The sequence below is a fragment of the Candidatus Thiodiazotropha sp. AKAK3 genome, assembly GCF_058244645.1.
On sequence record NZ_JBSYOQ010000031.1, the window covers coordinates 1 to 3,484 of the forward strand.

The window sequence follows — 3,484 nt, forward strand, 5'->3', positions numbered from 1 at the left end:
GGTCTAGCAGGCGCGTGGAGTTCACGCCATACTGGTCATGATAACTAATGGCAGCAGCCTTGAGGGCATCAATCCCGCCAGAGGCGTAGGCTGACTCCAGGTCGTCGTGAATAACATAGCGATGGGTATTGGCGTTGCCGTGCTCCTTGTCGACAACCTGCCGCTGCAGAGTGTAGCTGCCTGCCACTAGTCCCTCGAGGTTGATGGAGAGGGTTTTGTATCGACCAGTTTCAGCCTCCTCCTTAAGTACCTGGTTTGCCATGCCAGCTTCGCGGCTGGCACTCAGGAATGCGCTAAATTCAGGGCTGACGCCAAGGTCATCGATGTTGAGTGTTTGTGGTCCCTGCAGCAGGTCAGTTATGAGATCTTTTGGTCTCTCAGGGTCGTCCATGTAGGTCTGCAGCATAGGGTTGGGGGTCATCTCACTCAATTCATCCTTATCATAGGCTATGCCATAGTTATTCTTGAATAGCTGCCCCCACTCATACCCTTGGAATCCGGCAGTATGATAGTTTAAGGCTGACGGTAGAAAGTAACTGATAAGTATGGCGGTCTCACCGTTGGAGCTATCGTAGGACGCCACCATATGCACATTTCTGTCACCGCTATCCAGAGGAATCAGGGAGCCATTGAATCCCGTCAAAAGGTGCAAGCTGTTGAGGATAGGTTTGGGGATATAGGTTTTTATCTCTTGTCCACCAATGGATGTTTGGCCTGCACTAAGGCTAATTGAACCGTTGAATCCGGCAGGTCTCGACTGGTCGGTTTCACAGGAGGTATGGAAGAAGGTGGAATAGCCGTATTCGATCAGAAAGGCAAGCAGGGGTTCAACGTTGTTGATGACACCCGTGTGCCCAAGTTGATAGGCCTTCATGGCAATATAGGTACTCACATACCAGGCGGGAAAGTACTCCGAGTCCCAGATTGACTCCCGATCGCCATGATTGTCTTCCGCACAGACAGTATGCCAGCCGGGAAAATCGGTATAGAACATATCCACGCTACCGCTGTGGGCTTGTGGATTCGCTTGCAGCCAGGATTCTATCTCGGCAATCTCATCCACCCAAAAGCCGCTGGTCGCGGGGGATGGGTTGCCGTTGAAGTTTTTCGTTTGGATGAGATCAATGGGCAGGCTGTTTTGCTGCAGTCTCTGCAGCCAGGCTTCTATCAATGGTAGTCCCAGATCCTGAATCTCCGACGTGAAATAACTTTCGTCGATATTGTTGCTCAGATCCGGATCATCATGGTAGGTCAGGTAGGCTTTATTCAGAATGCTCTGGTCGTAATGGCTTGTGGTGAGGCCGCCGATCTTTACATTGGGGTTACCGGCCCTTAAGCCGCTCGCAGTGGTTTCAAAAAGGTCATAAAGCTCATTAAAATCGCCTCCGAAATAGGTCTCAGGTTCGTTGCCGATGATAAAGACCACCTTGTCCCCATAAGCGCTGAAAAACTCGGCTGTGGACTGCATCAGGCGTTGCCAGGTAGCTCTTGCCGCATCGTCTCTCAACGGGGCACAGGCATACAGAGGTTGAGCGGAATCATCATTATTGTAGCCGCTACGAATGTTGTGGTTGTAGCCACTCCATTTGGAGAGTGCGTCCGGCAGCGCGCAGCCAAGTAGCAGTTGCACCCTGTTATTGCGCAGATCAATAAGGGAGACGGCCTCGTTTACCTCGTTCAGGTGGCTCAGTAGTTCTGTGTCATCGCCGAGGGCGGTCATGCTTCTCAGTCGATCACTTAGCTCGTCGATCACCACATAGCCACCGCGGTCGCTAGTGGCGTCAAGATATTCGTTCAGGCCGAAATAGGCGGGAATAAAGTTGTTACCGTTTTTATCCAGTGCCAAAAGGCCGTAGCCGACAACCCCAGGATGAAAAAGCGCTTCAACGGATTCTGTTGTGGCGTTGCCTACATCCAGCGCTATGCTAATGTCGGCGCTGGTTCCGTTGGGGTCTGTTTCGTTATTGCTGTTCGAAGACTGATTGCAGCTTGATGCAATCAATAACGTTAAAATCAAAAAGATTGTTTGAATGTAAGACCGTACCACGCTGCCCCTCCTAATCATCGCAACTCCTTTTCGTGGGCAGTCCAGTTTATCATGTTGATTCAAGTTCTTTTGAAAATCCTATATCACTGACTTGAATTTATCAATATTTGTTGGGGTGTCCCATATCTTTATTTATAATTCAAAACCAAAAAAACCAAATTTTAGCTTTACTAGAACGACAAATATCACCCAAAGTGCAATTGCTGCCCATACTATGACTTTCAGTATTGATGCTTTTTTATTACGCTCTTGGTCACCCATTATCTATCTCTTAACACATTTCCAAGTGCACTGAACAGCTTGAAAGCCAGGATAATTGAGTAGTTGAGGACACCCCAACTTTAAATGTTCTGAAATCTATTGCCAGATTCTTGATCGCTTCTCTCCCTATCCAACTACGACAAGACGATAATTACTTTTCGCTGCACTTTGACCCTGGAACCAGCACTTCTCCATGGATTGAGCATAAGCCTTTATCCGATCAATCGCTCCAACCGCTGTGAAATAGTCTCTGTTATAGTACTTTATACTTCTTAACCAGGCATCAGGATTCAATTTCAACCGTTCAAGTATCGGCACCAATTCTTCGGGTATTGCGCCTCTCTTATCATCACGTATCGCTCTTCCCGTCCAGTCGACCAATCGATAGTAGTCTTCTTCATCAAAGTCAATTCCATTCAAGGGGGCATTACCTTGTATCCTTACGAATGGAAACAGCTTTGTGGACTGCTTTGTACTATCTGGTTTCTGCTGCTGGCTGTAGGCTTTTAGACGTTCTTGTATCGAGGTGAATTCTGAATCTTCTGGCGTTTCTGCCATGGAGGCTCTTATCGGATTTAGATCCACATAGCTCATACAGGTCAGCAGTGCGCCCTCATCCAGTAAGGCCTGACTCTTGAAACGTCCTTCGAAAAAACGACCCTTGCATTTATCTTCTTCATTCGCTTTGTGCGCTAAGTGCTCATTCAGGCAGCGCATGAACCAGCTGATATCATATAGACGTAGCCGCCACTCTTCGATCAACTCTGAGAGCGCAGCTCTTTCTGCTGTAGTCATTGAATTACCTGACAAATAACGATCTGCCAACAAGTGCCCTTTATAGAGTTGAGTCCACTGCAATATCACCTCTCGCTCTGACCAGGCTTTCGCCTTTTCACTATCGACATGTAGTACGACATGGTAGTGATTTGACAGGATCGCATAGGCGCAGATATCGATTGCGAAGATTTCTGACAACTGACGCAGTCGATCAAGCACCCACTTGCGTCTATGTTCAAAGCTCTCGCCGGTGTAGGGATCATCTCCGCATAACCAGGCACGACGTACACAGCGGGAGATACAGTGGTAGAAAGGGGTGGCTTCCAAGCTCACTAAAGATTGACGGGCTCTTGTCATAACAACCTCCATGTTGTTTCTGATATTTCAAGATAAAACTTA

General features: G+C 48.0%; 3 protein-coding genes. All 3 read right to left on the minus strand.

Annotated features, from left to right (window positions below; genetic code table 11):
• On the minus strand, positions 1 to 2,047 hold a 2,047-nt coding region (locus AC4IE7_RS05230; protein WP_490775757.1), incomplete at its 3' end, for a hypothetical protein.
• 132 nt (positions 2,048 to 2,179) lie between these two features.
• A complete protein-coding gene (locus tag AC4IE7_RS05235) occupies positions 2,180 to 2,308 on the minus strand; it encodes a hypothetical protein (protein ID WP_490775758.1) in 129 nt (42 codons plus the stop codon).
• A 126-nt stretch (positions 2,309 to 2,434) separates the two neighbouring features.
• Entirely contained in the window at positions 2,435 to 3,442 is a 1,008-nt protein-coding gene (locus tag AC4IE7_RS05240) for a transposase (RefSeq protein ID WP_490775759.1), read from the minus strand.
• Positions 3,443 to 3,484: the final 42 nt, after the last annotated feature.